Origin of the sequence: Leptolyngbya iicbica LK (assembly GCF_004212215.1) — a bacterium.
GTDB lineage: Bacteria > Cyanobacteriota > Cyanobacteriia > Phormidesmidales > Phormidesmidaceae > Halomicronema > Halomicronema iicbica.
This window is the reverse complement of the sequence record NZ_QVFV01000012.1, coordinates 62,535-87,872: the sequence shown is the minus strand read 5'-3', so window position 1 is coordinate 87,872 and position 25,338 is coordinate 62,535. Positions and strand designations below refer to the sequence as shown.

At 53.8% G+C, this 25,338-nt stretch carries 24 protein-coding genes; 10 read left to right on the top strand and 14 right to left on the bottom strand.

The genetic code is table 11. The features are described from left to right. Positions 1-268 precede the first annotated feature (268 nt). From DYY88_RS23380 to DYY88_RS23370, 3 genes are all read left to right on the top strand, one after another. Positions 269-757, top strand: coding sequence for an orange carotenoid protein N-terminal domain-containing protein (locus DYY88_RS23380; protein ID WP_039727322.1), 489 nt, complete (start codon positions 269-271; stop codon positions 755-757). 531 nt (positions 758-1,288) lie between these two features. After that, positions 1,289-3,376, top strand: coding sequence for an elongation factor G (gene fusA, locus DYY88_RS23375; RefSeq protein ID WP_039727321.1), 2,088 nt, complete (start codon positions 1,289-1,291; stop codon positions 3,374-3,376). A 181-nt stretch (positions 3,377-3,557) separates the two neighbouring features. Continuing rightward, positions 3,558-4,643 (top strand): threonine aldolase family protein, encoded by a 1,086-nt coding sequence (locus tag DYY88_RS23370; protein ID WP_201279014.1) that lies wholly within the window; start codon positions 3,558-3,560, stop codon positions 4,641-4,643. Between the two features lie 191 nt (positions 4,644-4,834). Here DYY88_RS23370 and psb29 read toward each other — a convergent pair whose 3' ends face one another. The 4 genes from psb29 to DYY88_RS23350 all read right to left on the bottom strand — a co-directional run bounded on the left by psb29 (position 4,835) and on the right by DYY88_RS23350 (position 9,090). Beyond that, a complete protein-coding gene (gene psb29 / locus DYY88_RS23365; protein ID WP_039727320.1) occupies positions 4,835-5,623 on the bottom strand; it encodes a photosystem II biogenesis protein Psp29 in 789 nt (262 codons plus the stop codon). A 152-nt stretch (positions 5,624-5,775) separates the two neighbouring features. After that, entirely contained in the window at positions 5,776-7,194 is a 1,419-nt protein-coding gene (locus tag DYY88_RS23360) for an MFS transporter (protein WP_242517667.1), read from the bottom strand. A gap of 240 nt (positions 7,195-7,434) precedes the next feature. Beyond that, complete coding sequence (gene hpsJ-B / locus DYY88_RS23355) at positions 7,435-8,214, bottom strand: hormogonium polysaccharide biosynthesis protein HpsJ (RefSeq protein ID WP_039727319.1); 780 nt, start codon at positions 8,212-8,214, stop codon at positions 7,435-7,437. Positions 8,215-8,601: 387 nt separating this feature from the next. Then, positions 8,602-9,090 (bottom strand): HugZ family pyridoxamine 5'-phosphate oxidase, encoded by a 489-nt coding sequence (locus tag DYY88_RS23350; protein WP_039727318.1) that lies wholly within the window; start codon positions 9,088-9,090, stop codon positions 8,602-8,604. 46 nt (positions 9,091-9,136) lie between these two features. Here DYY88_RS23350 and DYY88_RS23345 point away from each other — a divergent pair, with 46 nt between their 5' ends. From DYY88_RS23345 to DYY88_RS23335, 3 genes are all read left to right on the top strand, one after another. After that, on the top strand, positions 9,137-9,700 hold the full coding sequence (locus tag DYY88_RS23345; protein ID WP_039727316.1) for an SRPBCC family protein: 564 nt from the start codon (positions 9,137-9,139) through the stop codon (positions 9,698-9,700). 55 nt (positions 9,701-9,755) lie between these two features. Beyond that, positions 9,756-10,433, top strand: coding sequence for an SOS response-associated peptidase (locus tag DYY88_RS23340; RefSeq protein WP_039727315.1), 678 nt, complete (start codon positions 9,756-9,758; stop codon positions 10,431-10,433). 326 nt (positions 10,434-10,759) lie between these two features. Beyond that, positions 10,760-11,434 carry a Crp/Fnr family transcriptional regulator gene (locus DYY88_RS23335; protein ID WP_242517666.1) on the top strand — a complete coding sequence of 225 codons (675 nt, stop codon included), beginning with the start codon at positions 10,760-10,762 and terminating at the stop codon, positions 11,432-11,434. 40 nt (positions 11,435-11,474) lie between these two features. Here DYY88_RS23335 and DYY88_RS23330 read toward each other — a convergent pair whose 3' ends face one another. Both DYY88_RS23330 and DYY88_RS23325 read right to left on the bottom strand, forming a co-directional pair. Beyond that, a complete protein-coding gene (locus tag DYY88_RS23330; protein WP_130199579.1) occupies positions 11,475-11,864 on the bottom strand; it encodes a CU044_2847 family protein in 390 nt (129 codons plus the stop codon). A gap of 69 nt (positions 11,865-11,933) precedes the next feature. Next, the gene (locus DYY88_RS23325) at positions 11,934-13,700 is read right to left on the bottom strand and encodes a cation:proton antiporter (protein WP_130199578.1); all 1,767 of its coding nucleotides are present in this window, start codon (positions 13,698-13,700) and stop codon (positions 11,934-11,936) included. Between the two features lie 505 nt (positions 13,701-14,205). On the opposite strand from DYY88_RS23325, the gene DYY88_RS23320 reads away from it, so the two are divergent. Further along, complete coding sequence (locus DYY88_RS23320; RefSeq protein WP_084607084.1) at positions 14,206-14,805, top strand: M23 family metallopeptidase; 600 nt, start codon at positions 14,206-14,208, stop codon at positions 14,803-14,805. 79 nt (positions 14,806-14,884) lie between these two features. On the opposite strand, the gene DYY88_RS23315 is transcribed toward DYY88_RS23320, so the two are convergent. From DYY88_RS23315 to DYY88_RS23290, 6 genes are all read right to left on the bottom strand, one after another. Continuing rightward, positions 14,885-15,547 carry a class I SAM-dependent methyltransferase gene (locus DYY88_RS23315; protein ID WP_039727312.1) on the bottom strand — a complete coding sequence of 221 codons (663 nt, stop codon included), beginning with the start codon at positions 15,545-15,547 and terminating at the stop codon, positions 14,885-14,887. Positions 15,548-15,756: 209 nt separating this feature from the next. After that, positions 15,757-16,365, bottom strand: coding sequence for an anthranilate synthase component II (locus DYY88_RS23310; RefSeq protein WP_039729968.1), 609 nt, complete (start codon positions 16,363-16,365; stop codon positions 15,757-15,759). Between the two features lie 184 nt (positions 16,366-16,549). Beyond that, entirely contained in the window at positions 16,550-17,020 is a 471-nt protein-coding gene (locus tag DYY88_RS23305) for a diacylglycerol kinase family protein (RefSeq protein WP_039727311.1), read from the bottom strand. 212 nt (positions 17,021-17,232) lie between these two features. Continuing rightward, positions 17,233-17,763 carry an rRNA maturation RNase YbeY gene (gene ybeY, locus DYY88_RS23300; protein WP_039727310.1) on the bottom strand — a complete coding sequence of 177 codons (531 nt, stop codon included), beginning with the start codon at positions 17,761-17,763 and terminating at the stop codon, positions 17,233-17,235. Between the two features lie 5 nt (positions 17,764-17,768). Beyond that, positions 17,769-17,972: a DUF3285 domain-containing protein gene (locus DYY88_RS23295; RefSeq protein WP_039727309.1), complete on the bottom strand. Its 204-nt coding sequence runs from the start codon at positions 17,970-17,972 to the stop codon at positions 17,769-17,771. 166 nt (positions 17,973-18,138) lie between these two features. Further along, positions 18,139-19,035, bottom strand: a complete 897-nt coding sequence (locus DYY88_RS23290) for a squalene/phytoene synthase family protein (protein ID WP_039727308.1) — start codon at positions 19,033-19,035, stop codon at positions 18,139-18,141. Between the two features lie 316 nt (positions 19,036-19,351). Between DYY88_RS23290 and accD the strand changes: the two genes are divergently transcribed. From accD to DYY88_RS23275, 3 genes are all read left to right on the top strand, one after another. Beyond that, entirely contained in the window at positions 19,352-20,287 is a 936-nt protein-coding gene (accD, locus tag DYY88_RS23285; RefSeq protein ID WP_039727307.1) for an acetyl-CoA carboxylase, carboxyltransferase subunit beta, read from the top strand. 226 nt (positions 20,288-20,513) lie between these two features. Beyond that, the gene (gene psbV / locus DYY88_RS23280) at positions 20,514-21,020 is read left to right on the top strand and encodes a photosystem II cytochrome c-550 (protein ID WP_039727306.1); all 507 of its coding nucleotides are present in this window, start codon (positions 20,514-20,516) and stop codon (positions 21,018-21,020) included. A gap of 227 nt (positions 21,021-21,247) precedes the next feature. After that, positions 21,248-21,904, top strand: a complete 657-nt coding sequence (locus tag DYY88_RS23275; RefSeq protein WP_044151251.1) for a DNA-3-methyladenine glycosylase family protein — start codon at positions 21,248-21,250, stop codon at positions 21,902-21,904. 82 nt (positions 21,905-21,986) lie between these two features. On the opposite strand, the gene DYY88_RS23270 is transcribed toward DYY88_RS23275, so the two are convergent. Both DYY88_RS23270 and ppk1 read right to left on the bottom strand, forming a co-directional pair. Beyond that, the gene (locus tag DYY88_RS23270) at positions 21,987-23,072 is read right to left on the bottom strand and encodes a CIA30 family protein (protein ID WP_039727305.1); all 1,086 of its coding nucleotides are present in this window, start codon (positions 23,070-23,072) and stop codon (positions 21,987-21,989) included. Positions 23,073-23,193: 121 nt separating this feature from the next. Next, complete coding sequence (gene ppk1, locus DYY88_RS23265) at positions 23,194-25,332, bottom strand: polyphosphate kinase 1 (RefSeq protein WP_160299562.1); 2,139 nt, start codon at positions 25,330-25,332, stop codon at positions 23,194-23,196. Between the last annotated feature and the right edge of the window lie 6 nt (positions 25,333-25,338).

Sequence of the window (25,338 nt, the reverse complement as noted above, 5' to 3'; positions counted from 1 at the left end):
CTAGCTCACCGCCTCGCTCCTCGATTTGTCAAATCCCGACCACGGTTAGCTTGCAGCTTTCACCGCCATAGTTTTGTCCCTGTACTTTGCGGATAATCATCTCTCTCGAATGAGAGAGAGTTTTTCTGGCGGGGGCAGGATGTCAAAAGTCTTGGAATTAAGTGATCCTTGTCATAAGAACAACTTGTACTTTGTGTGCTGATTCACAGTAACTGACTCAGTAGCTCTTGGTTCATGCTTGTTTATGGAGCAACAGAGGATTTCTTGAATGACGACTTTTTCTAATGCCGTCAATAATCTTGAGAAAGCTTGCAAAATTTTTCGCGGATTGAGCGTTGATGATCAACTCGCTTGGTTGTGGTTTGTCTATCGAAAAATGGGCCAGTCGATTACCCCTGCTGCACCAGGGGCGGCAGCAGCGAAAATTGCCGAAGGGTTGTATGAGCAAGTGAAGCAGCAGTCCAAACAAGATCAACTAGCTGCGATGAGGGCGATCGCTCACAAAGATCCCAACAACCTCATCAGTCGTGAGTACGGTTCTTTGAGTACAAACACTAAACTGGCCTTTTGGTATGCTCTAGCTATTGGTATGGATCGCGGTGAGATTATCGCCATGCCTGACAATTACGAATTCAGTCAGCAAGGACAAGAATTGCTAGCAGCGATCGAGACGCTGGATTTTGAAGCTCAGATCACACTATTAAGAAACGCCGTAGAACCGATGGGGGCTGCTCCTAGAGCTGACGAAACCATCTAAATAATTAACCTGCTAGTGGATGATCGCTGTCCAGTTCACGGCGGTGATTAGTTAAAGCTCATTACGCAAAAGAAGCCTAAGCAGCCGCTTAGGCTTCTTGCAGCAGACAGTCCTCAGCACGTCTCTACAACGCTTTAAAGACAATGGCTTCACTGATTAACCTCTTCCATATTAAATGCGAGAGAGTAGCAAAGCACCTCTCCCCGGTAGTGTCAGACGGCGTAAGTTGCTCAGACTTAAAGAGCACTAGAACTTGGACTTCTGGATGACTAAGGCTTGTTAGATCAAAAATGCTCGTCAATGAGCGAGAGACGGTGTCTGAGCAAAACAACCTATCGTGGGGACTTACATATTTCGGTCATGACACTTTACAATTAGCAATGCTGCCATTTTTTGAAGTTAGCGTGGGTATGTTCTGACAGCCAGAGTGCAAACGCCCCTCTATTGAGGCAGCAAAGATACCTTGCAGACGACTATCATCATAAATAGTCGTCATTAATGGTTTGTCGCACAGAAATCTAGAGAGCAGTTATGAAAAAGGACCTTACGCGATATCGCAACATTGGCATTTTTGCCCACGTGGATGCTGGTAAAACCACTACTACTGAGCGGATTTTGAAGCTCACGGGCAAAATCCACAAGATTGGTGAGGTACATGAAGGTGCGGCAACTACAGACTTCATGGAGCAGGAGCAAGAGCGCGGCATCACAATTCAGTCTGCCGCCACGTCTTGCTTTTGGAAGGATTGCCAACTCAACATTATCGATACGCCAGGGCACGTTGACTTTACGATTGAAGTCTATCGTTCCCTGAAAGTGTTAGATGGCGGCGTGGGCGTCTTTTGCGGATCTGGTGGGGTGGAACCCCAGTCAGAAACGAACTGGCGCTATGCTAACGACTCCAAAGTGGCACGGCTGATTTACGTCAATAAGCTAGACAGAACCGGTGCCGATTTTTATCGCGTCGTTAAACAAGTGGAAGAAGTGCTAGCCGCAACACCTTTAGTGATGGTGCTGCCGATTGGTACCGAAAGTGACTTTGTGGGCGTTGTTGATCTCCTAACTCGCAAAGCCTGGGTTTGGGATGATAGTGGCTTGCCCGAAAACTACGAAATCACCGACATTCCTGAAGACATGAAGGAACAGGTAGAAGAGTATCGCGAAGCGATGGTTGAGCTTGCGGTTGAGCAAGATGAAGAAATCTTGATGAAGTATCTCGAAGGTGAGGAAGTCACCATCGACGAAATCAAGCAGTGCATCCGTAAAGGAACCCGCAACTTGGCATTCTTCCCAACATTCTGTGGATCGTCTTTCAAGAACAAAGGCGTACAAAATGTGCTAGACGCAGTGGTTGATTATTTACCAGCACCCAACGAGGTTCCGCCACAGCCGGAAATTGATCTGGAAGGTAACGAGACTGGCAAGTTTGCCTACGTTGATCCAGAGAAGCCTTTCCGATCGCTAGCCTTCAAGATTATGGACGATCGCTTTGGCTCCTTGACCTTTACTCGAATTTACTCAGGCGTCATCAACAAAGGCGACACGGTCTTGGATACGGCGACGGGTAAGACAGAGCGAGTTGGGCGCATCGTCGAAATGCACGCCAACTCTCGCGAAGAGATTGAGTCTGCTCAAGCTGGGGACATTGTGGCGCTTGTGGGTCTGAAGAACGTTCAGACTGGTCATACGCTCTGTGATCCAAAAGATCCGGCAACCTTGGAACCCATGGTGTTTCCAGAACCAGTCATTTCTGTGGCAGTAGAGCCGAAGAAGAAAGGTGATAACGAAAAGATGGGGATGGCCCTGAGCAAGATGGTTCAGGAAGATCCCTCCTTCTACGTTGAAACCGACCAAGAAAGCGGCGAAACCATCATGAAAGGGATGGGTGAACTGCACTTGGATATTAAGGTTGACATTCTGAAGCGCACCCATGGGGTTGAGGTTGAAGTGGGTAAGCCTCAGGTTGCCTATCGTGAAGCCATCACTAAGGTCTTTAGCGATAGCTACACCCATAAAAAGCAATCCGGTGGTTCAGGTCAATTTGCGAAGATTGATTACACCATTGAACCGGCTGAAACCGGCACAGGCTTTGAGTTTGAGTCTAAGGTGACTGGCGGTAACGTGCCTCGCGAATTCTGGCCTGCAGTGCAGAAAGGATTTGAGACGAGCGTTGAGAAAGGCCCCCTGGCAGGCTTCCCTGTGGTTGACCTGAAAGTAACCCTGAATGATGGCGGTTTTCACCCGGTTGACTCGTCAGCGATCGCCTTTGAAATTGCCGCAAAAGCTGCTTACAGACAATCGCTGCCTAAGGCAGGCCTGCAATTACTCGAACCCATCATGAAGGTCGATGTCTTTACCCCAGATGATTATATGGGGGATGTTATTGGCGACCTTAACCGCCGCCGAGGCATGATTTTAGGCCAAGACACCGGCCCGACTGGGGTACGCATTAAAGCAGAAGCTCCCTTGAGTGAGATGTTTGGCTACATTGGTGACTTGCGCACAATGACCTCAGGCCGTGGCCAGTTTTCGATGACGTTCTCTCACTATGCACCTTGTCCCAGCAATGTTGCTGAAGTGGTCATCAAAGAAGCTAAGGAACGTGCTGCGGCATCCTAATCCATCTTGAAGATGCTTTATCTGCGTTAATTTAACAGCGAGGAGCGATCGCTTCTCGCTGTTTTTGTTTTTTTGGCTTCAAGCAGTAATGCCTAAACAGCAACCGGGCTCATTAGGTCGTCCCCGCTAGCCATACACAAATAGGCATTGCGCCATCACCAAATAGTGGACTCAATACTTGATGATGATTGATTTACGTAGCGATACTGTGACTCAGCCTACGCCCGCCATGCGCCAAGTGATCGCCGATGCCCCGGTCGGCGATGATGTCCTGGGCGATGACCCGACTGTCAACGAATTAGAAGAAACCGTAGCCGAACTGCTCGGCAAAGAAGCCGCCGTATACATGCCCTCAGGCACGATGACTAATCAAGTCGCACTGCGCATTCACACTGAACCCGGCGATGAAATTATTCTGGAAAGCCAGGCGCACATTTATTTTTATGAGGCGGGCGGTCCGGCAGCGCTGTCTGGGGTCATGTGCAAGCTCATTACGGGCGATCGCGGCATCTTTACTGCCGCTGATCTACAAGCCGCCCTGCGCCCCTGGAATGAACACTACCCTCGCACCAAGCTTGTCTGTTTGGAAAACACTCACAACCGTGGCGGCGGCAGTATATTTCCGTTATCAGAAATTCGGGCGATCGCTCAAGTGTGTCAAGCGAATAATCTGCGACTGCATCTCGACGGCGCCCGCTTTTGGAATGCCTGTATCGCCACTGGAATTACGGAAGCCGAGTATGCAAACCCCTTTGACACTGTGAGCGTATGCTTTTCGAAGGGGTTAGGTGCCCCGGTCGGTTCAGCTCTAGTTGGTTCTAAGGAATTGATGCAGCGAGCGCGACGGTTTCGCAAAATGTTTGGTGGCGGCATGCGCCAAGCAGGCATTATTGCCGCCGGAGCGCTCTATGCCCTTAAACACCAACGAGATCGCCTAACTGATGATCATGCCCATGCCCAAAGATTGGCTCAAGGGTTACAGGCTATCGACGGCATCAGTGTTGACCTTGACACAGTGGTTACAAATCTAGTGTATTTCCACACTCCGCCCACTCTACCGGCAACGGTCTTGGCCAACGAGTTAGCAGCCGTCGGCGTCGGCGTCTTACCTACCGCTGCCCACACTTTGCGAGCCGTTACTAACCTGATGGTTGACCAAGCCGACATTGATACGGCGTTGGAACAGATTGCGGCGGTTATGGGGCAATTGCGATCGCAACCGCAGACGCCTAATCCCGCAACGACCCCCACTGTTGCTCAATATTGAGGAGCACCCAGCAGTTGAAACATCATGATTTTCGACTTAATGCATCAGCAGAGCCTAACGCTAAGCATCGCCAGCATCGGGCTCTGCAACCAACTCATGTCGCGGTTGAGGAATGCCGATTCTTCAGCCGTGGCAGCATGAATGCACTAGCCAAACGTTTTGCCCGCCGGTCAACATCCGCTGTAAGACGACTAAGCAGACGGAGACTGCTCGTCAGTTTCTGCAGCAGGCGTCGCAACGGGTTCAGCAGCAACTTCTTCTGAGGTTACATCGGCTGACTCTGGCGAACTAGTCGCCTGCTCTTTTTCAGCTTTTGCTTGCGCCCGTTCTTCGCGCTTTTTCCGTTCTGCTTCTAGCACTTCTGCCATGAGTGCCTTGGCTTGCACCATCTTGTCTAGATTACTGCGATAAAGCTCGATATCTTTTTGGAGCTTGTCGAAAGAGATGCCAAGTGCTTCGGCGGCCTCTTTCATAAAGGCCATCAGTGACTCTTTGTCTTGAATTAAATCAGCGTCAATCTTGGCGGTGAGAGTATAAAAGCCAATGCCAAAAGCCCGGCTATATTTGAAGCGATCGCGCTCAGCGACTCCCTTTAAAATTGTCGCAAGACCTTCGGCATTGGCTTCAGATAAGTTGCCTAAAAGTGACTTAAGGTCGTCGAGCGACATACCCTCGACAGTGCTCAGAGCGTGTTGGGCATCGTTGCGATATTGCTCTGGGGTGGACTCTACGGATTTACACAGAGCCACGAAAATCGGTTCGACATCACCTTCGGGGCGATAACCTTCCATAAAGGTGTCGTAGGTCGTCACGATGCCCAACGCATAAATGGGGTCGTAGACAAAGTCACCACTCACCGACAGGAGATGCATCTCCACCATGAGTTCTTCAATCACGCGGCGATATACCGACGTAACTGGGCGGTCAAAGTTTTCGTAAAAGGCGCGTTTGGTGTCAGATACAGTGCGGACGTTGCTCACAAGACTTTGCCGAGACTACAGCTTTTCTATCTTACCGTTTGCAGACGCTTTGCCAAGGGATCATCTTCGGCATATCGACCAAGTGGGCTGCTGTGAATGGGGATCAGTTACTCAACAGGAACTCGCCATCCCCAGTCTCCAGGCCACTGACTTTAACTTGACTTGCTCGCGATGGAGGCAGGCGGAGTCGGATGCTCTGGTGGTCGTCGCTCGGCCAGTGCCAACAAAATCTGTTGATGGCGATCGCGGCTGATGGGATAGCGATAGGCAAACCAAACACTACCCAACAGCAATATTGCTGGCAAGGGGCCAATCAGCAGACGAATTGTCCAAAGGGCCAAATCTGGCTGATTGGCGGCATTGGCGACGAATCCGGTCAAATCGAGCAGACTACCGGAGGCGAACAGGGCGATCGCAATCCCCACTTTTTGGAGAAAGACAACCGCACTGAAATACAGCCCTTCGCGGCGTAACCCGGTTTCTAACTCGTCGAGGTCGACGACGTCGGGCAACATGGAAAATGGGACCATGTAAAGCGTGGCGACCCCCATTCCCGCAAACATGCCCAGCAGATACATCATGGTCACATTGCCGGGTTGTAGTGTCAGCAGCGCGGTCAACGCAAAAATTGCCAGGGGGGCGCCTAACAAAAAAATGGTTCGCTTATCGCTGAATTTAGCAACGCGCTCCCACACGACGACCATGGCGATCGCGGTGCCCTGAACGGTCAGAGCCATACGCGCAAAGTGACTTTCTGGCAGTCCCATCCAGGCTCCAACAAAGTAGGGCAGCATCACTGCCGTGAGTTGAATACCAATCCAACCACAGAGATAAAGGCCGAGAATTTTACGAAACGCTGAGTTCCGAAACACACTGCGAATTTCTACGAATAGGGAAGTCGTGGCCGGATGCGCGCGGGAGCGATCGCGGTGAGCCTGGACCTGCCAGTAGCGGCGATAGGTGCCGACCACACAAAACACGATCATAAACACGGCTAGACTCGCCGACAGTCGCCCCAGAAGGTGATACTGCGCCTCGGGGTCACTAATGCGATCGAAGACGATTTGCGCCATCACCAAGCCAAGAATGCTGCCGCCAATGCTGAAGGCTGACTTCATACCGATGAGAGCCGTACGCTCGTCATAATCATCTGAGAGCTCTGCCGCAAGGGCCGTATAGGGCAGTTGGACGGAAGTGAGCGACGCAAAGGCAAACAGTGACAAGAGCGCGTAATAAGTGAACAATCCCCATTGAGTTTCGACTGGGGGCACCGTCCACAACAGAATGAAGCAAATCGACAGGGGCACGACCCCTGCCAGCATCCAAGGATAGCGACGACCGAGGGGCGATCGCGTGCGATCGCTAAGCCAGCCAATCAGCGGATCGTTGATGGCATCCCATAGCCGGCCAAACATGAGGACGCCCCCGGCCAGCGCTGGGGTCATCCCTGCGACATCCGTAAAAAAGTACAGCAGGAAAAAGGCAGATAGGCTCGAGGGTACTGCCGCTGCCAGTTCTCCAGTACCGTACGCAAATTTGACTGAAAAAGGCAAGGACGGCAGTTTTCGCAAAATTTTAGGCTCCTGGATGCGGCTTTTCCAAGATGCCGACATCCCTTGACAATCATCCTGTCTCGAAAGCAGAAGATTTTGCAACTAAGCGGCCGATTTCTCCGGCCTCAAGCTGCCCGGCAGTGAGCCAGTGATACCAGCCAAAAGCCCGGCAAATGACAGATTAATCCTGCCATCTACCGGGCCTATGATGTGTGAAATAAAGATTCCGTACGCGGATGCAGGCGGCTATAGTATCGCCTAAGCACCCCCCATGCTCATGAGGCGACGAAGCCCCGTCCAACCAATCACGATGTAAGCGATCGACATCAAAAAGCTGCTGATTGAAATTCGCGCAGCAGATTTAATCGCCTCTTGCCGGACTCGTGCGCGCGCGTCTTCCTGACGAGTGCCGATTTCGGTCTCAATCTCTTGGGCCGCTTGTCCCGCTCGCTCTGACAAAAACTCATTCAAGCCATCAGGGTTGCCTTGAAATTGTTGAATCTCTTCTGGTAATTGCCCGGCTGCGATCGCTTGATCCAACAGCGCTTCATCCTGAAACAAGACTTCAAGCTGGCTCAACTGTTGATTGAGCTCGCCTTCCAGTCGCTGGCCCAACTCTTCGCGGGCTTGATTAGCTTCTCGCGCGACCTGCGCCAGAGCTTCTTGAGCCGTAATGCGCACATTGTTCACATGCAAGAAAGTCAGCAACAGGAAGACGAGGCCCAAAATGCTGGACACCACACAAGCCCAGAATCGGAGATCGGTCAGCAGATTACCGCTGGATCTCGCAGTCCCAGCACTGCGGTCAATCCAATAGCCTGCTAAAAGTAGGGAAATCCCAACTAACGGCACAATGCCTCGATCCACGATTTGAGTCGTCGCATTCAGTTGCCATTGCGCATCTAAAAAATTAGGGGGAATCAACAGCACTAGAAAATCGAGGAGTGCTGACAGGATAGTGACGACACCTACTAATTTGAGGGCGGTCGCCGCAAGGGGGGAGGCAGCCGCGCTGGCGAAAGTTTTTTCAGCAGTCATAAAAGTATTTTGGGCTAATGTTCACAATAGTTTGCCCCATTTGCGCTCAATTAAATCAGCGTGATCATATGAGGCAGAAAAATTAGTGTGTAAGGGTTTGGAGCTTGGCGTGTGAGCCAAATTTAACTTCTCAAAGCTACACCTAAACGCTGTCCTGCGCAGAATGTTTGGAGAAAACTTTAACACTTGTACCAGAACCCATAAGCCTTCTACACAGTTTCCGGAAGGTGAGGAGAGCAGTTCGAAAAGGATGGGTTGAGCGATTGTCACCTGGTGGTTCCCGCTGGGTAGCAAGCTGATATCCAGCTTGCCAAAACCGCCGTCGGCCCGGAGCGTAAGCCCCCTAACGTGGCTGCTCAGCCAGCAACCTCAGGCGGGGGCGAAGGATTAATTTTCGGTGGGCATCAACTGTTCCAGATTGTCGGGGTTGACCTCATAGGCCGCCCCAAAGCCCACGACAAAACGGCCACCACTGGGTGCGAGTTGAAAAATTTGAAAATCAGGCAACTGCCGCAACATATCAATCAGGTTGCCAAATCGCCGCTTAAACTGATCTGCCAGGTTGGCCCATTGGGGATCGTGACGTTCGATCAAGGTGACATCACAGTCGTACATCAAACGTCGCCGAGCAAAAATTTGTTGCGCTTGAGCTTCATCTTCGATGAGTAGGATGCCTGCTTGAGAAGTCTTTTGCAGATTTTGAGTATGGCTAGAAAGACCACTGACAAAAATGTAGAAGGTGCGATCGCGACCCATCACAAATGGGGTGTAGCTGGCCTGCGGTTGCCCTTCAGGAGTGACCGTGCTTAGCATGAGGCTCTGCACCTGAGTCGGGAAATCTACGTAGGCGGATTGAACATCCGAGAAACTAACCATGCAATAATTCGTTACGATGAAGGTACAAGTATTTAGTTCATATCTTATGTCTCTCACGTCTTCCCTCGACCAGTTAACCCTCGATTTGGCTCCCGAGCAGCAGCAAGCTCTGCAGGCCGGGGAGGTCGTGATGCTCGGCAGTGAGGGAACCTACACGGTGCTATCACTAGTGCCCGCGCCCGCGTCAGTAGTGTGGGACGTTCTGACTAATTACGAACGCTTTCCCGATTTCTTGCCTTCGGTCAAGGCTAGCCGCGTGCTGGAAAGACGCGACAATTGTGTACTGGTTGAGCGGAAAGACAGCCGCAAAGTCGGCATTTTGCCCATCCGCGTCAAAATCGTGACCGAGAACATCGAGTATCCCCAGGAGCGGATTGAATACCGCATGGTGGACGGTACGCTGGATGAAATGAACGGGACTTGGGAGCTTTCACCCGTCAGCGGACCCAATCAAGCCGACGCAACCCTGCTTGTACAAAAGATTGAGGCTAAGGCCAGTATGGGCCCGCTACAACCTTATTTTTTCGAAGTGTTTGAGTCCGGGCTGACTGAAATGACGGCCAACTTGCGAAACGAAATGGCCCAGCAGCAAACAGCTCTCCAAGCTTAGGGTTGAGAAACGGGCAACGTTTAGAGCAGGCGGAAATTGAGATTGGAATTACGCAATGTGTGGGCGATTTGCTCAAACTCATGCCGGGGCAGATGTTGCTCAGACGTTTCAACTTGCAGCAGTGCCGGAACTCTCCCCGCGATACAACATTGCGCCTAGCCAGGATATTTCGGTGATTGTGCAGTCACGCCGTACTGGCGATCGCCTGCATCATGCCAAGCGCTGGGGCTTAGTGCCCGGGTGGAGCAAAGATGTTCAAATTGGCAACAAGCTGATCAATGCTCGGTCAGAAACCGTTGCGGATAAACCCGCCTTTCGCGATGCCTTTCAGCGACGGCGGTGTTTGATTGTGGCAGATGGGTTTTACGAATGGCAGCAGGCTCCCAAGGGGCAAGCTAAGCAGCCGCACCTGATTCGGCTCAAAGCGCGATCGCTGTTTGCCTTTGCAGGCTTATGGGAACGTTGGCGATCGCCCCAAACCGATGAGCTGCACTTCTCTTGCACGATTTTGACGACTGCGGCGAATACGTTAATGGCGCCGATTCATCATCGGATGCCGGTGATTTTGCCCTCAGCCGCTTATGACGTTTGGCTAGACCCGACCCATTACAACCGGGGCGAGTTGACCGCACTCTTGCGTCCCTATGAGGCTGCATCAATGGAGGCGATCGCGATTGGGACAGCCATCAACCATCCGCAAAATGAAGGAGCCGCCGTGCAGGCACCGCTGTAGCACTGCTGTTGGTTGGCAAGCAACCAACCATGAGCTGATGAGGTCCGGAGCACAGATATCAGCCAGCATTTTGACGCCATAGAGCACTCATTCCTATCGGGCGAGAATCGCCCCCAACCGCAGTTCTCTATCTTTGATGAAATGTTAACCCGCTGTTAAACACAGATTCGCCTGCCCTTAAGCATGATTGCTGACCATGACAGATAGAAATATTTAGGCAAGGTGTACCCAATGGCAGTTTTGGGGTAAGGCGATCGCCCAGCGCCCGCCCAAGCTAACAGTGGTCATCGGCGGATATTTAACTATTGTTCTCAGGTCAATCAGCTGTGTCTGTCAACTCCTCTTTGCGCCCCCACACTGCTCAGCATCTGTCATCTCAGGATGGTTTTGTGGCAGTGTTAGAGCAGCTCTACCGAGAACGAACGCTAACGCCGTATGCGGCCGGGCGCACGATGCCCTTAAAGATGAGCGAAGTGCTGATTGTCTGTCGAGGGGTGGTGCAGCTTTACACCATTCAACCCGATGGCAGTGAAACGCTGTTGGGCTTGGCGGGGCCGTCGATGCCTATTGGCTTACCTTTTACGATTGTGGATCCCTTTTGGGCCACCGCTCTGACCGATGTGGATGTCTTACCGTTACCGACGGCGGAAGTGGAAGCATCTCCCCTATTGCTAGCAGGAATTTGTCGTCATTTGATGCGACGGCTGCAACAGTCAGAAGCGTGGCTGGCGATCGCGGGGCAGCGATTAGTCGGCGATCGCCTCCGTCAATTGCTGCTATTAATTGCCCATGAGTTCGGACAAGTCGAGCCCGGTGGGGTGCGAATTCCGGTGCGCTTGACCCATCACCAACTAGCCACGGCGATTGGCACCACCCGAGTGACGGTCACGCGTTTACTCAAAGAGTTCAAAGCAGAAGGCTGGCTACAAACTGAGCAGCGTTACTTGATTGTGCAGCTTGAGCAGTTACGCACCAGCGGTTGGAGCCGCATGTACCTTTAGCAATCCTGCCCACAAGATGATTGCACGATCGCTGTCGTGCCTATTCTGAGGCAGGTTTAGAGGGGGTAGGCACCCACACAAATTTAATCCGCAAGTTGCTCGCCTCGGCAGAGTTGCTGACCAAAACCCCTGCTTGAGCATCCACTTTGATCCCAAATTCGACTTCGCAGGTGGCTGGCGGTTGGGGCAACTTAGCCAGCGTTTCGGAGGTGCGATTAGCCAGGGCGTGAATGGTGCCCATCGCTTGGCCAAGGGCTTGGGCTGATTTGGTGGCGAGCTCTTGAGGATGCCGCGAAGCAGCGGTCATTTTGCCCCGAGAATCGCTCATTTCAAACAGCACGATGGACTCTTCGGAAGAAGTGACGGTTTGAATGATGTCGCTGTGCATAACCGCGTCAATAATGAACCAATGCGCCTTGATTGTAATCAAAAACGGTGGGGGCTTTGGCAAAGCCGCGATCGCCCATCCAACCAATGGGCCGGGTCAGGAGGCATCAGTTTAGCTACGGACACTTTGATAGCGATCGCGGCGAATGTTGTTTAACACTTGCTGAATGCCCACGGTATCTTCGCCGAGCGATCGCAGCAGGTGTGCGCCCAATTCCATCGCCGCTTCAAATTCGGGTTGCACCACTTCCCGTGCGCCAATCTGGGTCAACAGATCAATTTCGCGGTCGGTATGAGAACGGGCAATGATGTCGAGGTGGGGCGATCGCGCTAACGCCCGCTGCAGCAATAACCGCGTGCTCGCGGGGTCGGGCAGGGCAATCGCCATGGCCTTGGCTTGGGGCAGGTGAGTTTTTTCGAGCACCTGTTCAGCGTCAGCATCGCCATAAATGTAGGGAATGCGTCGATGGCGTAGCTTTTGAATGGCCGCTTCACTGTTCTCAATCACCAGTACCTTGTAGCCGCGATTGAGCAAAATATTCACCAGGACTTGGCCCACGCGCCCATAGCCCGCCACAATCACATGTTCGGCTAAGGTGTCAGGCACCGACAGCAGCTTGGGCTCCGCCATTTGACTGAGCCAGCGATCAACGGCGGGAATTTTTTGTAGCGATCGCGTCAACCACGGCGCACTGTTGAGCCACGCTGGCGTTAGCACCAAGGTGATGGCCGTCGTGCCCAACAACAACAGATACTGCTGATCACTGATCAAGCCCAGTTCCAACCCCTGCAATGACAGCACAAAGGAAAATTCGCCAATTTGGTTGAGCCCGACACTTACTAACAGCGCCGTTTTGAAGGAATAGCCAAACCGCAGAATGATCGGCAAAATAATCAGCGCTTTACCTACCATCACCACTGTCACCAGTTCTAAAATAATCACCCAGTTGTTTAACAACACTTGTGGGTCGATCAGCATGCCGACCGAGGCAAAAAAGAGACAGGCAAAGGTATCGCGCAGCGGTAAAACGCGCCCCAACGCCTGTTCTGAATAGTCCACTTCGGCGACCATGAGCCCCGCCACAAAGGCCCCCAGCTCAATCGACAGCCCCAGGATGGAGGTAATCCACGCAATGCCTAGACACAGCGCGATCGTGGTGAGCAAAAATAATTCCTGGCTCTCGGTGGCAGCCACAGTGCGCATCAAACGAGGAATGCACCACCGCCCGACCGCGATCGCGCCCCCTAAAAACAGCGTGAACTTCAACACTGCGGCGAGTAAAACAACCCAAAACCGCTCTGGCTGAACGAGGGCAGGCAAAAACGCCAGCATCAACCCCAATGCAAGGTCTTGGGCAATGAGCAACGCCAACATTAGTTGACCGTGTACTGCCACGGTTTCGCCGCGCTCGGTCAAAAGCTTGAGCACGACTGCTGTAGAAGACAGAGACAGCACGAAGCCGAGAAAAACTCCTTGCAGCGGCGACGTCGCCCACCCGGTCAAGATCGACACCACAGACACGAGTACAGTGGTGAGCCCCATCTGCCAGAGGCTGCCTTGGACGGCGATTTTTTGCACCCGCCGCAGTTCTGCGAGGGAAAACTCAACCCCCAGCGCAAACAGCAAAAACGCGACGCCGATTTCGGCCAATTCTTCAATTTGCTGCACGTCATTCAGCAATCGAAACCCCGACGGGCCGATTAGTAACCCCGCCGCTAAATACCCCAACAGGGCTGGTTGTCGCAGCCGATTCGCAACATATCCACTGACGGCTGAAGCCCCTAACGCCACCGTTAGGTCCAGTACAAACTGATGTTCTGCGGCCACCGTCGACTCCTTCACTTCATCGGTGGGGACATCTGTCTGTTGCCGGTACATTGCCTAGCCATCTGCCCCCTTGGCTTTAGGGTACTGTGTGTGGCCTTTTTTCCCGCAATTACGCCGCCTCAAAGCAGTCTCTGAACTGACGGTCAGCCCAGTTGCTGGCGAGTTAACTGGGCCTCAGTTGATCACAGGGGACTCAATCGGAGCCAAGCGACAATTTTCCCTGATCCCCAATTCAGGACTCTGTATCATGATGTAAATTTTTGCGGTCGTGACTTTTGCGGTCAACCGACTGCAATCATTCCTTGGCGTGACCGACCGATTGAATTTAGCCATATTTTTCCTGTCGTCCTGTTGCGGGGAGCGATCGCCAATCAGTTTTGCTGTGCCTCTTTTAGCAGTGTCACTTTGACCAAGCTGGGCTATTCTTAGTCGTCATGAGTTTCAGCGATCGTTGAATTTTGCTCTTCTATTTTTGATATCGCCCTGGTTCTGCACTATGAAGCGTTGGATTCGTTCTCGGCGTTTGGATGCCATTTTGACTCTAAGAGCACGCTCTATGGTTAGAGTGTGGCAGCTAGCAGGCGGCTTACTCGCGGCTGCGATCGTCGTTTTCTTAAACTTGGGACAGGCTGCCCCGACGCAGGCATTAGACCCGCTCTCAGCCGCCAATACTCAATGGCAACAAGCCTCCTTCCCGGTAGAAAACTTTCAAGCGTATACGTCACCGTTTGGCTATCGGTCTGACCCTTACGGGGGTGACCAGCGCTTTCACTATGGGTTAGATATGGCGGCTCCTTCCGGCAGCTACATTCGCAGTTGGTGGGGCGGCCAGGTGATTGAAGTTTCCGATGATAGTTCCTGCGGCACGTCGGTGGTGGTGCAGTCAGGCAATTGGATGCACATTTACTGCCACATGCAGGGCTATGTCACCCAAGACGGCAGCGGCCGCTACATGCTCGATAATGAGGGCGGTTTGCGCATTCGCGAAGGGCAATTGGTTGATACGGGGATGCGGATTGGGCGCATCGGGATGACGGGCCGCACCACCGGACCGCACCTGCACTGGGGCTTGAAATATAACGATAATTGGGTGGATCCGGCGTTAGTCTTACGCGCAATGTATTCCAGCCAGCAGGCGGCGATCGGGGGGCAATAGTGCTCTGCTGAGCGGCCAACCAGTGGCCTAAGAACGCGGCATAGATGGGGAATAGCTGAGGCACGATCGCGTTCAGCTATCAACGCTTCCGGGCCAGAGTGACACCATCGCCGATGGGCAACAGGCTCAGATCAATGCGATCGTCCTGGTGTAGTTTCTGATTCAAAGCACGAATTTTTTCGGTGCGATTGTCGTTGACGGTTGCATCGGCGACGCGACCGTACCAAAGCACATTGTCGATCGCAATCACACCCCCCGCTCGCACTAACTGCAGCGCTTGTTCGTAATAGGTGTCGTAATTGCTCTTATCGGCGTCGATAAACGCAAAGTCAAAGGTGTTGCTTTGGCCAGCGTCAATCAGATGTTGAAGGGTTTCGGTAGCGGGCGCTAACCGCAGGTCAATCTTGTTGGCAACGCCCGCCTTTTGCCAATACTGCTGAGCGATCGCGGTGTACTCTTCGCTCACATCACACGCGATGAGTTGTCCACCGTTGGGTAGGGCCAGCGCCACCGCTAAGGCACTATAGCCCGTAAAGACGCCCACCTCTAGCGCTCGCCGCACCCCCATTAACTGAACTAACAACGCCATAAACTGGCCTTGCTCTGGAGCGATCTGCATTTGCCCCATGGCGTGCTGGGCTGTCACTTGACGCAACTCAGTTAACACCGGATGCTCTCGCAGCGACACTTGCAGCAAGTAGTCATACAACCCAGGCTCAAGGCCAATACTTTGATTTGTCATATCAGTGCTGAGGGGGACGATTCACCGCTTCACCGCTTTGGGAACTTCACCCACTCAGAATAGCGATGATTAGCCCCCGCTGTCATTCACAAGAGCCGGTCAGCCGTCAGCAACCCAATCTTGGCTGCCAGAGTCGGTCGGCCCCAGTCAATGTAAGTGCTGGTGATCCTGGCTGACTCCAAAGGAATTGAACTGAACTGGCTAAAGGGTTACGCAGTGGTGATCGCGGTCTTCAGTTCCTGTAAAAAGTTGCCCAGCAGCACCTTGCCCGACTCCGTCAGCACACTCTCCGGGTGGAACTGCACCCCTTGAATGTGGGGATATGCTCGATGGCGCACCCCCATAATGGCCCCATCCTCAACCCAGGCGGTAATTTCAAGGACTTCAGGACAGGTTGCTTTTTCGATGACGAGACTGTGATAGCGCGTGGCGGTAAACGGATTGTCCAGTCCAGCAAAAACGCCCTGCCCCGTATGGTGAATGGGTGACGTCTTGCCATGCATCAGTTCAGCCGCTGCGGTCACGGTGCCGCCAAAAACTTGGCCGATACTTTGATGTCCCAGGCATACGCCCAAAATTGGCACACTCGGCCCCAACTGGCGAATCAGTTCTAGGGAAATGCCCGCATCGTCGGGACGTCCTGGCCCGGGAGAAATCACAATGCCGTCAGGGGCCAACGCCGCCAATTCATCCACCGTGATTTCGTCGTTGCGGTACACCCGGATATCCTGCGCCACGGGGAACGATTGCCCCAGTTCGCCTAGATATTGCACCAGGTTGTAAGTAAAGCTGTCGTAATTATCGATGACCACAATCATGACTGCGGTGTCCTCCAGTCGAAGCAAGATTAGGGGGTTGTCGAGGCGTGAATCGCTCTCGTCGGTTGGGGTCAAATCACGCGCCTCAACCGATTCAAATGCTGGATGTCTTTGGGTTGCTTGAAGCCAAAGACTACCCAAGTCAGGCATGGGTGGTAATTAATTTTTCTGAGCGCTCCCATCCTCACCATAGATAAGGCTGTGCCTGTTGCCACAGAGGCGGCAACAGTAGGCAAACTGCGACAAAAATAGCCGTGAGCGCCGCAATAAACACGGCACCAGCCGCACAGTCTTTTGCAATCTTAGCGAGTTGATGAAAGCTCTGTTCGACGGCGAGGTCAACGACGGCCTCTAAGGCAGTGTTGATGAGCTCTAGAGCCATGACCACACCACAGGTTAGCCCCAGCACGGCGATGTCAATTCTTGGTAATTCCAGCAAGACACCGAGGGTAATCACGACACTGGTCACCAGCGCATGGATGCGAAAGTTGCGCTGAGTCCGCAGGGCGTAATAAATGCCTTGCCCAGCATAGAGAAAGCTCACCGCGAGATTATGCGCTACTTGAAACGCGGGAGGTCGCACCGACTGGTTCGCGGGTTCGGCTGGGGCGCTGGGCAGCTTGGATTTGGAAACTGAGGAAGGAGAAGTCGGCATAAAAGCGCAAATAGTCGCGTCTAAATTTCACTCAAGGAGCGGGCGATCGCTGCTAGATCTTGCCGTAAAGACATCATATTGCCCCTCCGCAGCAATAGCATAGTGCAGATAGTCGGGTTCCCGTTGTTCAGTGTGCGGTTTTTTGTTGTGTGATATTGCCGACTTCGGACCATCCTGGCCGCAGCGATCGCCAGATGCACTTGGCGCTCCGCTCATCCGGTTTCGGCCACGTAAGCCGACTCTGGTAGCGACAGCCCGACGCTGGCGAGGAGCGATCGCTGCATCGCCCACATGGCCTGCAGTTGGGCCTCATCGGGATGATCCCAACCCAGCAAGTGCAAAAGACCATGGGCGGCCAGCCACGCCAACTCTTCCCTCAGGGAATGACCATGGGCATCGCATTGTTTTTGGGCCGTTTCAACCGAGATAACCAAATCGCCCAGGTTAAAGGGAATGGTCGCAAGGACGGCCAGTGGCAACGGCGTATCATCGACGCCCGCAAAGGAAAGCACATCAGTCGGTCGATCTTGCTGACGAAAATCGCGATTGAGGGCAGCAATACCTGCATCAGTGGTGAACTGCAGGCTAAGCTCGTACGCTTGGATGGGTGACAGGGTGGGGGCCAGCTGTCGCAGCCAGGTTTGGAGCCAGGTTTGCCAAGTGGTCGCTGGGGCGATCGCTTCAACCTCGGCGATCGCCTCACCAAACACCTCGACTTCTACCGTGAGCTCATGATTTGCCATCGCGACTAACGGGTGAGATAAGAGAGCCCCACCAACAGCCCTAACAGCGCCACCACCGTCAGGCTGAAATGAAAGAGTGATTTGCCCCCTTTACGGACCATGTTGCGCATGGCCAGCTTGACATAGCTAGGTTTCGGCTCTTCGGGAGGGGCTGTAGCCGCGTCGGTGGACTGAGGCAGCGAAGTTTCCGTGACTGAATTGTCGGCCATATTGTTTTGAGGTCTTACGAGAAAAGGTCGGTAAAAGACAAATGGGAAAATGGCGCGATCGCCTGTTTCACCATAGCAAGCCTGCTACCGCACGAAAATCAGGTTTCTTGATCATGAGCAGGGCAATCTCTGAGACTCGACCCGCTAGCCTGGGCGAGCGTCCGTCTCAAGACATCCGGGCAGCTGGCTGAATGCTCAATTCTCGCGCCACGAGAGGCCAATATTGCTGCGCAAACGCCACAAAATCGTAGTCGCAATCTTGCATCACCTGCTCAATGCGGCGATAGCGATGACCAAACCAAGCGGTCAACCGTTGCCATGCTGGCGACAGATCTTCCGCTTGTAGCAAGACCAGATGTTGTTGCCGTAACTGCGGCAAATAGTCTTCTACCCAAAATTGCATGAGGTGGCGATAACCCGGCTGCTGCAAGCAGCTCAAATCAAGCATCGCGGCTCTTGATAGGCCAAACTGCGTCAGCACCTCAGTCGGAAAGTAGCACACGCCCTGTTGTGCATCTTCATATAAGTCGCGCAGATTGTTATAGAACTGATCGACCCAACCAAACTGGCGGGCGATCGCCCGCTGATGCACCTGCAAATCGGGCAACAGCTGAAAGCAACTGCCAGCCAGTCGGTCTAGCATGACTTCATAGTCACGGAGGCTCGCAATTACGAGGTGAGCTTGGTGGTAATCAGCGATCGCGGCGAGATATTCGTCCCAAGCGGCAATTTCTGCTTGATGCCCAGCGGGGTCAGTCTGAAACCAATCGGTCGCTAACTGCTGCAACACTGGCCATTGCTGGAGATCGTCAGACAGATAGCCCTGGCGACACAACTGTTGCCAAGCCAACCGAAAGGCCGCAAACTTTTGGCCATCGGGTTGCACAATCAGATCTTGTTCGGCTAAGCGATCGACCCAACGAATGCAGTAAAATCGCCGTTGCCAGGCAAGTTGCGTTGCCTGAGGCAACGCCTGCAACCAGAAACCGTTATCGGCATCCTTCAATGCGTCATCAGCGATTCCATTGCCGACGGATGAAGCAATTGCTTTAGAAATATTCATCATTCTGTTGAAGCACCCTGAACTAGCCTTTGAAGAGCGCTTGAAACCACTATTTCCCCCACGCAGGAATGCTTTCCAAGCATGGAGGAGAGTCACCGACAGATGAATTTTGAGCAGTTTCACACGCTAAGGCTGTGGGCGATAGTATACCCTTTGCCCCTTGACTAATGGCGATTTCAGCGCGGCCATGCTACCTCCTGAGCCCTCCATCTCGCCGTGAATTCGCGTAGGCGTAACCAAACCCGATAGGATAATTCTCATATCCCCCTGTGGGATCATTCAGTGTTTCCTCCAGCCTGCACGGTTTTTCAGAAATATGTCCCTGTTTGATTGGTTTGCAAATCGCCGCAAAGATGGCCCCATTAGCCAAGAGCGCCAAGAACGTGAGATCGCGGACGGCCTATGGTCCAAATGTGAAGCCTGCGGCGTCATGACTTACACCAAGGATCTCAAGGCTAATCAGTTTGTCTGCGTCGATTGCGGCCACCACCACCGTGTCTTTAGCGACGATCGCATTCAACAATTGATTGACCAGGGCACCTGGCAACCGTTGAATGCCCAGGTGCAACCTCAGGATCCGCTCAAGTTTCGCGATCGCAAAGCTTACAGCGATCGCCTGCGCGACATGCAAGCCCGCACTCAGCTCACCGATGCCGTCCAAACGGGCACAGGCAAACTCGACGGTCTGCCCATCGGCTTGGGTGTCATGGACTTTCGCTTTATGGGCGGCAGTATGGGGTCAGTCGTTGGGGAAAAGCTCACTCGGTTGATTGAACACAGCACTGCCGCTGGTCTGCCTGTCGTGATCGTGTGTGCCTCGGGCGGGGCGCGGATGCAAGAAGGCATGTTGAGCCTGATGCAAATGGCTAAAATCTCTGGTGCTCTAGAGCGCCATCGGGAAGCCGGATTGCTGTACGTGCCCGTGTTGTCCCATCCCACCACTGGCGGGGTTACAGCCAGCTTTGCCATGCTCGGCGACGTTATTGTGGCTGAGCCCCAAGCCTTGATTGCGTTTGCAGGGCGGCGCGTGATCGAGCAAACCGTGCGCGAAAAGCTGCCCGATGACTTTCAATCGGCAGAATATCTGCTGAAACATGGGTTCGTCGATGTGATTGTGCCCCGCACCGAACTGAACAGCACCCTAGCTAAGCTCATTCGCTTGCATCAGCCGGTGCCCTCATCACCGCTGAAACCGTTGCCGACTGTTTCTAACCATCAGGTGGCATTACGTAGCGGTCACACCGCTTCCTAAGTTGCTGCAATGTGTGAAACGCTTTGGGAATCAGCCCGTTCGGTGGCATGATAAGGAATATGAGAAGGACTTAACACTCAGTAGCGTTAGGACTGCGGGCGAGTTCATCAAGCAGGTAATTCCACCGGTTATTCGCGATGATGATGTCCCAGTCTTACGATGACGCACCGAGCCTAAGTCCGCTGTGTTGTGTATTGGCTAGCCATAAATACCTTTGAGGAGAACCATGCTTAAGAGATGCATTTGGCTAGCTGCGATCGCGGTCGTGGTGATGAGCCAGCTATTTAGCACCCCCGCTTTTGCAGCAGAGCTAGATGAGGCGACGCGCACCATCAAGCTTAATGAGCAAGGAGACACCGTTGTTCTGTCATTAGAGCAAGTGTCTCGTGGCCGCCGACAGTTTAACTATGCTTGCAGTATCTGTCACAACGGCGGAATTACTAAAACAAACCCCACCGTAGGTTTGGATCCAGAGAGTCTCGCGGGTGCGCTACCCCCCCGAGATAATCTTGAAGCGTTGGTCGACTATCTGAAGAATCCGACCACCTATGATGGCCTGACGGAGATTTCGCAGCTGCACCCCAGCATGAAGAGTTCCGACATTTATCCCAAAATGCGGAGCTTGACTGAGGAAGATCTGGTGGCAATCTCCGGCCACATCCTGCTACAGCCGAAGGTGATCGGCCCGCTGTGGGGTGGTGGTAAGAGTACCTATTCGGCACCTGGGGCGTAAATTTTGATGCTCCCCCAGAGGGGACTAAGAGCCTTAGAGGCACTATTGTCTCAATTTTCTTAGCCCAGCGATTCCCGCATTGTGATTCAACAGTGCGGGAATTTTGCTATTTGGCCGAGATGTATGTTTGCGCTCGGTTGCCCCACCCGCCGTGCTGCCGCTTCCAGGTGCTAAATAGCGCTCTCAGAGCGCCGCACTGAAATGAATTGAGACAGTGATCCCCCCCTATGCAGCCCAGCGATTTAGCCCGGTTTCATCCAGATGCGTTGTTTCCACCCAGTGCCGAACTGAGGCAGGCAATCGCCATTGTGAGCGATCGCGACCCCGACTTTCAGAAGATTGAAGCAGAAGTCGGCCCCCTCCTAGTACGCAGCTGGCCGCTAGGGTTTGCTGCACTGATCCGCATTATCATCGGCCAGCAATTATCTTCCCAAGCGGCGCAGGCGATTTTTCAAAGGCTGGTTTTGCAGAACGAGTTGACGCCCGAAACCTTGCAAACGGCAAATGAGGCGCAGCTCAAGCAAGTGGGGTTGAGTCGGGCCAAAATTGCCACCTGTCAATGCCTAGCCGCTGCCGTCTCCGCCGGGCAGCTGAATTTAGAAGAGTTGCGATCGCTGCCAGATGCTGCCGCTATTGAGCAGCTGACCCAAATTAAGGGCATCGGCCCCTGGACAGCAGAAGTGTATTTACTGTTTTGTCTCAATCGGTTGAGTAGCTTCCCCGCTGCTGACTTGGCTTTGCAGACGGGTTATCAGTTACTGAAACAGCAGACCAATCGTCCCACTCGCAAAGAACTGCTGGCAGCGACCGATGCCTTAGATCCCTATCGTGGTGCGGTGGCTCATTTGTTGTGGCATTACTATCGCCACCGGGTGCGTAAGTAACCACACCGACTCAACAGATCAGATGCCGCTGACCGATTGACGTCCACAAACCATGCAGGGGTGTAATTGGCTCGCCGATTGCCTAACTGGGAATCGCCTCGGCCAACTTGGCATCAAAGTCGGGTTGATTTTGCGTGAGAATTTGGTGTGGCAGACCGCTGGGAGCGAGCATTCCAGCATAGGTTTCGGCTTGTTGGGGAGAGTCGGCGATCGCCACTAATTTTGGCGTCGGGACGGCTCGGTAGGTGCTCAGCGATCGCACATCCAACGAAAATGGGCCGGGATGAAAATGGGGGTTTTTATCGCCGTCGTACTCAAATTTGCTCAACATCAGTTGAAAGGAGCAAATCGAGGTGGGGTCGAGGCGTGGCGCAGTGGGCTGGGTTTTGGCGCGGAAGGTGGCGATAAAAGCGGAGAAGGGAACATCTACCACAACCCACTGATCGGGCTCTGTATCCACAGAATGGCAGTAGGCGCGGCTATCCCAGCTATTGCTATTGCGTAAAATCACTTTGTAGCGCTGGCCGTCGCCCCGCAACACTAGCCGCACTCCCTGCCAGCCTTGCAGGTTAAACGCGGGCTCAAAGTTGCGCGTGCGGACACTGGCAAACCCACCAGAGTTCGCGGTCGAGACATTGCCAGAAAACCGCGCATACCCTGGCAGCAGGGCCATGTCGCTGGCACTGACGCCGCCCATCACGACGTCATCTACAGCGCCCCACACTTCTCGGAGACCCTCGGTGTCGCTGATGCGAAAGTCAAAGAGGGGAAAGTCTTCACTGACTGGCAGTGATTGTAAATCGGCGAGTTGGGCGGCAAAGCATTCCTCGTCATCGGGCACCCCCTGCCAAATCACCGCTTGGGCATTCACAATGCGATTAGAGTCAGCGTCGGGCAAGGGCGAGTCGTTGGGCAAGAGCTGCGATCGCACGGCGTGTCCTTGACGATGCAGCAAATCGGTGAGGGCATCGGCGGCTGGCCCTTCGCCAGACAGGAGTACGACTTCTTGATGGGGACGCATGGCAGTGGCTTCGGGGGCTTCGGGGTTAAAGGTTTCACCAAACAGTTGCTGTAGCCAGCGAATGTTGCCGATAAACGGCACTTCGCCGAAGAAAGTCAGCGTATCGACTAGCCTGAGCGGATTCCAGTTATTGCTTGATTGGGTCATGATGACGCCCCTCCAGAGCCGTGATGCCAGTGCTTGCATCATAGCGGCGATCGCTCGACTCGACACGAGTCGAATGGGGGATCATCCGTCGTCTCATCTGACCGATTGAGGACGCGGATCGTTACTGGGGCTGAGTGATGTCAGAGGCTTGCGATCGCTCAATCAAGGCCTGCTGGGCTGACTGGGGCTGAGGCACGGCTGCGTGGCACGGGGTGTATTGTCCGTTGGGCTGGAGTTGCCAGCGGTTTTGGGTGTCGGCCAACAGGGTTTGCAGCAGGGTGTCAATCTCGGCAACGAGCGCGGCGGTGGGCAGCGGCACCATCACTTCAATGCGTTCGTTAAGGCCGCGCGGAGTCCAGTCAGCGGTGCCAATCCACGCTTCGGGGCGATCGCCGTTTTGGCAATACACAATGCGGCTATGTTCCACAAAATCACCCAGCAAACTGTGGACGCGGATGCGATCGCTCAGCCCTGGCACCCCCGGTCGCAGTCGACAAATGCTGCGCACGATCAGGTCAATTTCGACGCCCGCTTGCGAAGCTGCGTAGAGCGACTCGATCATGCCGGGATCGGCCAGCAAATTGAGCTTGACGATGAGCCGTGCTGGCCGACCTTGTTGGGCATGTTCGGCCTCTCGTTGAATCAAGGCTTGCAATTGGTGTTTGAGCTGGCCGGGAGCCACCATCAGGGTTTGATAGCCGATTTGATGGGCGCAGCCAGTCAAAAAGTTGAACAGATGGCTGAGGTCAGTGGCAATGTCAGGCCGACTGGTAAACAGGCCGAGATCTTCGTAGGGTTGGGGGCGATCAGGCAAATAGTCACCCGTGCCGAGATAGGCATATTGCTGAATTTGGGCGGCCTCTCGGCGGGCCACCAGCACGAGGTTGGTGTGGGTACGAAACCCGACGACCCCGTACACCACATGCGCTCCCGCCTGTTCCAACCGTTTGGCCCAGTGGATGTTAATGGCTTCATCCAGGGGGGCGGTCAGTTCTACCAGCACGACCACCTGCTTACCGGCTCTGGCCGCCGCCATCAGCGATCGCACCATGGGGGCATCCACAGCGGTGCGGTACAAGGTCATCTTGATGGTCAGCACCTGCGGGTCGGTCGCCGCCTGGGCCACAAACCGTTCGACCGTCTCTGCAAACGAGTGGTAAGGAAAATGCAGCAGGATGTCTTGTTGGGCAATCGCCCGAAACAAATCTGCCTCAGAAGCCGCTGATAACGGTACAAACGACAACATCGATGGCGGCGGTTGGGGCTTGAGCGCCGAGGGCAATCCCGATTGCCAGGGGGTGGCTCGCAAATCGGGGCGCGGCAACCGCGTCAGTTCGTGCAAATCGTTGAGCCCAAGCCACCCACTAAGCGCATAGACATCCGACGGCGCGAGGCCGAGTTGACGGGCCATGTGAGATCGCAACCACGGGGGCATGGTGGCACTCACCTCCAGCCGTACGGGATGGCCTTGCTGCCGGCGCTGCTGCACCCCCTCTTCAATCAGGTCGATCAAATTCGCGGTTTCGGAATCGAGGACGCCCAGATCGGTGCTGCGCGTGACCCGAAAGGGATACCCACCGCGCACCACGGAGTCAGGAAATAGGTCCGACAGGTAGGCGATGATGACCTGTTCTAACGGTACGGCTATCCACGCAGCGGGGGACGCCTCCTCTCGTTGCAGCAAAAATCGCGGCAACACCCGGGGCAGCTTCACCCAGGCCAGTTGCTTCTTACCCGCCTGCTCTAACCAAACCGCTAAATTCAAACTCAGATTAGAAAAATCTGGCATAGTGCCCCCGGGTGGCGTCACCAACGCCGCCAAGACGGGCATCACTTCATCGGCGACGCGGGCCTCATAGTGACGCTGTTGCCCCGCATCGAGGGCAGCGTAATCCAGCAGGTGAATGCCTTGATGGGTCAAAGTGGGGCGGAGATTGTACGCAAAATGAGCTTGCTGACGGTCAATCAACGCCTTGAGATAAGTTTGTAACCGGATTAAGCGATCGCCTCGCAACGCGATCGCCTCTTTGCCCTGCACAATGCCCTTGAGCAACGGCATTCGCACCATAAAGTACTCATCGAGCGAGGTCGCCGCTTGGGCTAACTTAAGCAGTCGCACCAACGTGGGTTGATGCGGCTGCCCAGCTTCATAGGTCAAACGACGGTTAAAGGCCAGCCAACTCAGTTCGCGATCAAACAATCGCGGCTGATGGCCGTTGAGCAAAGTCGGCCCGACAGGTAACAGGGTGGAATCAGTCACCAGGCT

Excerpts from the sequence above, each read along its gene's own strand:
- DYY88_RS23380 (WP_039727322.1), top strand. The coding sequence starts at position 269 with ATGACGACTTTTTCTAATGCCGTCAATAATCTTGAGAAAGCTTGCAAA.
- fusA (WP_039727321.1), top strand. The coding sequence starts at position 1,289 with ATGAAAAAGGACCTTACGCGATATCGCAACATTGGCATTTTTGCCCAC.
- DYY88_RS23370 (WP_201279014.1), top strand. The coding sequence starts at position 3,558 with ATGATGATTGATTTACGTAGCGATACTGTGACTCAGCCTACGCCCGCC.
- hpsJ-B (WP_039727319.1), bottom strand. The coding sequence starts at position 8,214 with ATGACTGCTGAAAAAACTTTCGCCAGCGCGGCTGCCTCCCCCCTTGCG.
- DYY88_RS23350 (WP_039727318.1), bottom strand. The coding sequence starts at position 9,090 with ATGGTTAGTTTCTCGGATGTTCAATCCGCCTACGTAGATTTCCCGACT.
- DYY88_RS23345 (WP_039727316.1), top strand. The coding sequence starts at position 9,137 with ATGTCTCTCACGTCTTCCCTCGACCAGTTAACCCTCGATTTGGCTCCC.
- DYY88_RS23340 (WP_039727315.1), top strand. The coding sequence starts at position 9,756 with ATGTGTGGGCGATTTGCTCAAACTCATGCCGGGGCAGATGTTGCTCAG.
- DYY88_RS23325 (WP_130199578.1), bottom strand. The coding sequence starts at position 13,700 with ATGTACCGGCAACAGACAGATGTCCCCACCGATGAAGTGAAGGAGTCG.
- DYY88_RS23320 (WP_084607084.1), top strand. The coding sequence starts at position 14,206 with ATGGTTAGAGTGTGGCAGCTAGCAGGCGGCTTACTCGCGGCTGCGATC.
- DYY88_RS23315 (WP_039727312.1), bottom strand. The coding sequence starts at position 15,547 with ATGACAAATCAAAGTATTGGCCTTGAGCCTGGGTTGTATGACTACTTG.
- DYY88_RS23310 (WP_039729968.1), bottom strand. The coding sequence starts at position 16,365 with ATGATTGTGGTCATCGATAATTACGACAGCTTTACTTACAACCTGGTG.
- DYY88_RS23305 (WP_039727311.1), bottom strand. The coding sequence starts at position 17,020 with ATGCCGACTTCTCCTTCCTCAGTTTCCAAATCCAAGCTGCCCAGCGCC.
- ybeY (WP_039727310.1), bottom strand. The coding sequence starts at position 17,763 with ATGGCAAATCATGAGCTCACGGTAGAAGTCGAGGTGTTTGGTGAGGCG.
- DYY88_RS23295 (WP_039727309.1), bottom strand. The coding sequence starts at position 17,972 with ATGGCCGACAATTCAGTCACGGAAACTTCGCTGCCTCAGTCCACCGAC.
- DYY88_RS23290 (WP_039727308.1), bottom strand. The coding sequence starts at position 19,035 with ATGAATATTTCTAAAGCAATTGCTTCATCCGTCGGCAATGGAATCGCT.
- accD (WP_039727307.1), top strand. The coding sequence starts at position 19,352 with ATGTCCCTGTTTGATTGGTTTGCAAATCGCCGCAAAGATGGCCCCATT.
- psbV (WP_039727306.1), top strand. The coding sequence starts at position 20,514 with ATGCTTAAGAGATGCATTTGGCTAGCTGCGATCGCGGTCGTGGTGATG.
- DYY88_RS23275 (WP_044151251.1), top strand. The coding sequence starts at position 21,248 with ATGCAGCCCAGCGATTTAGCCCGGTTTCATCCAGATGCGTTGTTTCCA.
- DYY88_RS23270 (WP_039727305.1), bottom strand. The coding sequence starts at position 23,072 with ATGACCCAATCAAGCAATAACTGGAATCCGCTCAGGCTAGTCGATACG.